Source organism: Halolamina sp., from assembly GCF_036626355.1.
Classification (GTDB): Archaea; Halobacteriota; Halobacteria; order Halobacteriales; family Haloferacaceae; genus Halolamina.
In genome coordinates this window covers 1-5685 of record NZ_JAZKRY010000126.1, presented here as the reverse complement: position 1 = coordinate 5685, position 5685 = coordinate 1, and the positions used below count along the sequence as shown (strand labels likewise).

The 5685-nt window shown below is 65.7% G+C and carries 4 protein-coding genes and 2 pseudogenes; all 6 read left to right on the top strand.

Translation table 11 applies throughout. The annotated features are described in order from the left end of the window. Nucleotides 1-369 (top strand): annotated as a pseudogene (locus V5A38_RS14250) (hypothetical protein); the annotation flags it as partial. Nucleotides 370-531: 162 nt separating this feature from the next. Next, a complete protein-coding gene (locus tag V5A38_RS14245) occupies nucleotides 532-2226 on the top strand; it encodes a vWA domain-containing protein (protein ID WP_332326429.1) in 1695 nt (564 codons plus the stop codon). A gap of 198 nt (nucleotides 2227-2424) precedes the next feature. Beyond that, nucleotides 2425-3255 carry a hypothetical protein gene (locus V5A38_RS14240; RefSeq protein WP_332326428.1) on the top strand — a complete coding sequence of 277 codons (831 nt, stop codon included), beginning with the start codon at nucleotides 2425-2427 and terminating at the stop codon, nucleotides 3253-3255. Continuing rightward, nucleotides 3252-4379, top strand: a complete 1128-nt coding sequence (locus tag V5A38_RS14235) for a hypothetical protein (RefSeq protein ID WP_332326427.1) — start codon at nucleotides 3252-3254, stop codon at nucleotides 4377-4379. The genes V5A38_RS14240 and V5A38_RS14235 overlap by 4 nt, the downstream gene beginning before the upstream one ends. After that, nucleotides 4376-5350: a signal peptidase I gene (locus V5A38_RS14230; protein WP_332326426.1), complete on the top strand. Its 975-nt coding sequence runs from the start codon at nucleotides 4376-4378 to the stop codon at nucleotides 5348-5350. The genes V5A38_RS14235 and V5A38_RS14230 overlap by 4 nt, the downstream gene beginning before the upstream one ends. Beyond that, nucleotides 5350-5685, top strand: a pseudogene (locus V5A38_RS14225) (hypothetical protein); the annotation flags it as partial. The gene V5A38_RS14230 and the pseudogene V5A38_RS14225, both read left to right, overlap by 1 nt.

Genomic DNA, 5685 nt, shown 5'->3' with positions numbered 1-5685 from the left:
TCCTACCTCGCAACGGACATCGCGTCCGTCGAGCAGGTGTTCGCCCAGATCGGGCAGATCATCTCCGGCGAGCAGATCATCGTCCAGGGGTCGCTCCGGGACGTGCTCGCGGAGCTCGAAGCCGGCATCCCGCTCGACGGCAACCGCGTCGACGAGGACCGCCAGTGCTTCGTGAACTCCACGACGCAGTACGTCGCGCTCGCGTGGGACCTCCCCACCGACGTCGGCAACGAGATCCAGACGGACACGCTGACGTTCGACCTCTCGCTCTACGCCGAGCAGTGCCGCCACAACGACGGCACCAACAATCCGTACCCGCTCAATGAGACGGACACGGGGACGGCGACGGCCACGGAGACATCCCCCTAATAGGCCTACTCCGGCCTGAACCACCCGAGTGACGTCTCCCCGACGCGCTCGCCCCCCGTCGCACGCGCGACACCCCCTACGACGGCCCTCGTCACGCTGACGACGGCGGTTCGACTCCGCCGGTGGGGCTCACCCGAGACGCATCGCGTCACGGGACCAATCATGACAGACGATCCAATCACCATCTCCCGCCGCAAGATCCTCGCCAGTCTCGGCGCGATCGGCGTCGCGTCCACCGGGACGGGTATCGGCACCGCTGCGTACTTCAACGACACCGAGCGCTTCGGCGGCAACACGCTCACCGCGGGTGAGTTCGACCTCAAAGTGGACTGGCAGCAGTCCTACTACCGCGGCCTCGCCGGGCAGAACCCGGATGACCACGCCACGTGGCAGAACGTCAACGCATACCCGGACGCAGGCATCAATGGCGGGACCGCAGACGATGGTGTGCAGGACCCGCTCTTTACGCGCGATACACTCGCGTACCGAGAGTACGGCTCGCAGTTCGCAGACCTGACCGCCGAGCAGCGGGCAGCCGTCGAAACCCTGTTCCGCGCACAGTTCGCCGACCTGCCGGACGATTTCGAGTCGCCAGTCATCGAACTCGACGACGTCAAACCCGGCGACAAGGGCGAGATCACGCTGAGCTTCCACCTCTTCGACAACCCCGGGTACATCTGGCTCGGCGGAGAGCTAACCGAAAACGCCGAGAACTCCGTCAACGACCCGGAATCGAACGCCGCCAGTGAGGACCAGAGCCAGCCGTACGACGAGGCCGAGTGGGACACCTACGTGAACGAGAACGGCGGCGTCGACGACTTCGGCGAGCTCGCCGACGCTATCGACGTCGAACTCTGGTACGACGACAACTGTAACAACCGGTTCGACGACGGCCGGCGCCCCAGCGTCCAGTTCGTCCTCGATGCGACCGACTCGATGGACGACATCGGCTTCGGTGCGGAGTCCGGCAGCGCACCGACGAAGCGGGCGAAAGTCGCCCAGCACGTCCGAAACCTGCTGAGCGAAATCGAAAGCGCTGGGACGCTCGCCTACCCCGTGGGCGTCCTCGCGTTCGGTCAGGTCTCGGGGACCGACTACGTAGGCGTGAATCTCGCACCGACGACCGACGAGGCTGCTGTCCTCGCCGCGCTCTCGACGTACGAGTCGCAGGTCCTGGGCAACCCCGGGGCCGGCACGTCGATCCTCGACGCCGGCATCCAGGCCGGCGACACGAACCTCGCGGGCGCCCCGGTCGATGACCTCCGGACGATGGTCATCGTCACCAACGGCATCAACACCGGGACCGACCCGGTCGCCTCCGCGAGCACCGCACTCCGTTCGAACGGTGGCGAAGTCGACCAGTTCCACACAGTCGGCGTCAGAGCCACCGGGACGGGCGAAACCGCACTGCAGAACATCGCGGCGTTGACGAACGGCCAGTACTTCGGCGTCGACCGGACCGCGTGGATCGACGACGCGTTCGGCTTCCCGGAGCCCCGACCCCCGTTCAGCCTGGACAACAGCGGGCAGAACACCATGTCGTACCCGGAGACGCTGCTGGACGTGCTCGGGACGTCCGGGTCGATCGGGTCTGACACGATGATCGCGGCCGGGTCGCTCCGGGAGGTCCTGACCCACATCGCCGCGCCCGAGGGCGTCCTGCTCGACGCCGACCGTGAGACTGGCGAAGCGGTCGACTGCTACCCGGCTTCCGAGACCAGCTGTGTGGCGCTCAAATGGGAACTGCCGGCCGCCGTCGAGAACGAGGTCCAGACGGACTCCGTCACCGTCGAACTCGACTTCTACGCCGAGCAGTGCCGCCACAACGACGGCTCAAACACCGCACCGTTCGCCTGAACGAACGCAACTGGAAGCAGCCGGTAGGAACGCCTTACCGCAGGAATACGAGGTCATTGCCGGCTCGTCCGGTATCCCACCTCGGTGGATAACGGCTCCATACCTATGCCCTGAACAGCACTCTGAGATACCAAGCAGAGACCCCCCGATGACACACCACCTTTCACCCAAGCACGACCCCCGAGACGGTGAGCGTCCGTGACGTCTCACGACGTTTCTCGACGGGACGTGCTCACGGCGCTTGGAGCCGGCGCGTCAGTCGCCACCCTCGGCGGCGTGATGCGTCACTCTTCGGCGCCCTATACGCAGTACACCTATCTGGACGGAACGACCCTCGCAGACACGACACCGAACACGACCGAGGAATCGGACGGAATCAGCGTCCGCGTCGCCTGGTACGAGACGTACAACGATACCGTGCTCGAAACCCAGAACAGCACCGACGAGACAAACGCGAGTGCCGTTCTCGACCCGGCAGAACAACCGGCTTACGTGGACGAGTCGACCGGCCCGATCGTCTCGCTCTCGAACGTGCTCCCGGACGACAGCGGCCGGGTCGCCATCGGGATCACCGTGGAATCGCTCCCGGAGAGCGTCGACGGCGCCGCGCTCTGGTACCGATTCAGCCTCACCAGCGACGAGGAGAACGGAATCAACGAACCAGAACGGAAAACCGGCGACGTCGCCGCCGATGGCGGTGAACTGGGGGAGAGCCTCGACGTGACCGTCTGGGAGGACACCGGCGTCGTCGGTGGAATCGGAGGCTGTAACGGCCGGCTAGATCCGGGAGAGCTCCCGCGCTGGTCCGGGTCACTCGTCACCATCGACGCCGCGCTCTCGGAGGGCCTCCGGCTCGGGAGCGACGACTGCCTCGCCGAGGGAAGCACGCGCTGTCTGGGGCTTCAGTGGTGGCTGCCCGGCGACATCGGCAACATCGTCCAGAGCGACAGTGCCGAGTTCGACATCGAGGTCGTCGCAACCGACTGCGCCGCCCCCAACCCGTTCGCCGGCACAGAGGTCGACGCATGAGCCGCCCGTCCACTCGGGACATCGACCGCCGTCGCCTCCTGGCGGCAGTTGCCACCCTCGGCAGCGCGGGCGCGCTCGGCGGCTTCGGCACCCACGCAGTGCTCGCGGACGCGGAACCCTACGAGGCGACTCTCGCGACAGGACGTCTCGACCTCGAGGTTTCGTGGGCGACCGATGACGGTGACAGCGGAACGAGCGACGGGCCGGTCTCGTTCGAGCTCCAGCTAACCCCCGAAAACGACAACGGGAGCGCAGCTATCGAGGTCGATCTTCCACAGGACGGCGACAGGAACAACCCGGCCTACATCTGGCTCCGGTCCTTCTGTCCGACGCCGGTCAGCAAGCTCGGGGCAGCACTCGCCGTAGAGCTCTGGTACGCCGACGCGACCGGCGCCCGGGTCGGGACCGAACCGATAGCGAGCGGGTCGCTGAACGAGGTTGCCGAAACACTGCGGAGCGGGGTGCTCATCGACGGCGATAGCGACCCGAGCACGGGAGAGCAGCGCTGTCTGGACACGACCGACGGTGACGTGCTTTCACTCCGGTTCGACTGGGACCTCGCCGACAGTTACGAGGGAGACGACGCGGCGACGACGGCGGCGTTCGAGTTCGCCGCCGTCCAGTGTCGCTACGGCGACCCCACGGCGAACCCCTTCCCACCGGCATCGACCGAGCCCTGCGACGAACCCCCTGTCGAACAGCCCCCGCGATACGGTGTCAGTAACCTGACCGTCTGGATCTGTGACCCGGCTCAGGACGGTTGTGTCTGCGTCGAACTCGGCAAGCTTGAGGACGTCACGTTCCTGCCCGGAACGTACGACTTCCCGGACCGCGACGGGGTCCCGACCGGGTACGACCTGGTGATCACCGCAGCTGCGGTCAAGGACGACGACGGCAATGTCACCGTCATCACGGACGCAGCTGATGCGCCGGCGGACAGCGAAGTCGTCGGCGTCGCGTTCGAGCTCCACGCCCAGACCGGTGACGATCCGACGCTGTGTCAAGTCGCCGTGAAGGGCGGGTCGGGTCCCGCCGAACTCTACGGTCCCGACTCGCTCGTCGGAAACGCGACAGACGGGATCCTGTACGCGCCCGAGAAGCCGAGCGGGGGTGAGTCACAATGAGCGCACACACCCGCACCGCCCGAGGAATAGCTCGCGGCGGACGATGGCTCCTGACGGGCCTGTTCCTGCTCGTGGTCGTGGCTATCGTCGTCCACTCCATCCCCGCACTGGTCGGCGCGGAAGCGAGCTACGTCGTTCTCAGCGGAAGCATGCATCCCACGATGGATGCCGGCGACGTCGTGTTCGTCTACCAGACCGATCCTGCGACGATCGAAGCAGGCGACGTCGTCACCTACATGAGAGCGTCGGACAACATCCCCGTGACACACCGCGTTATCGAAGTCGTCGGCACTGGCACGGAGCCGGCGTTCGTGACAAAAGGTGACGCCAACGAGGACATCGACCCCGGAACCGTCGCTGCCTCGAACGTCATCGGCGTCGTCCCAGCCGTCACGATCCCCTCTGTCGGTGAACTGGTGTTCGTCCTGCCGGAGTTCGGGCGAGTTATCCTCGTCGTGCAAACGCCGATCGGCTTCGGCGCCCTGATCGCCCTGCCGATGCTGGGGTTCCTGACGCTTGAGCTTCGCGACATACTGCGAAACCGGAAGAGGGCTTCCGACGCTGCCGAGTCGGCGACGACCGACAGAGAGGGAACCGTCGAGGCGACTGCTGACACCCTGGTCGGCTCGACGCACGCCCTCGAGAGCGAGGAGCTGGAACCGGCCGCGGACGATGTCACGCTGGCACCTGGCGACCTGAACGTCGCCACGCTTGTACTGGTCGTGTTCGCGGGCTACGCCGTCTTCGTGGCGAACCTCCTGCGGACCGCTCCGACAGTGACCGCGGCCGTGGCAGTCACCGGATGTGCAGTCATCGCTCTCAGCATCAAGTACGGACTGTTCGCTGTCGAGCCCGCACAGACCGACGAAGAGGCGCTTCCGGCGCTACCCGGTGAAACCGCCCCTTCGTCGACGTGGCCGTCAGAGGCTGTCGGTCCGTCACTACCTGGAATCGACCGGAGGAACTGGTGATGACTCAACAACGCACTCTGCTGGCGTTCCTGATGGTGTTCGCGCTGATCTCGGCCAGCTTTGCCGGCGGCTACACTGCTGCGGTGTTCATGGACCGGGAGACGGTCGAAGTGACGGTTTCGGCGACTGGGTTCGAAGAATCCACCGCGGACAGTACGCAGTTTCAAACCAGTGGAGTCGGAATCGCCGAGAACGAGACGGGCGAGAACGAGACGGCCGTGAACGAAACAGCGATGAACGAGACGACGGTCAACGAGACGACAGTCAACGAAACGACCGGGAACGAAACGATCGGGAACGAAACGGCAGTGAACGAGACGACGGTCAACGAAACG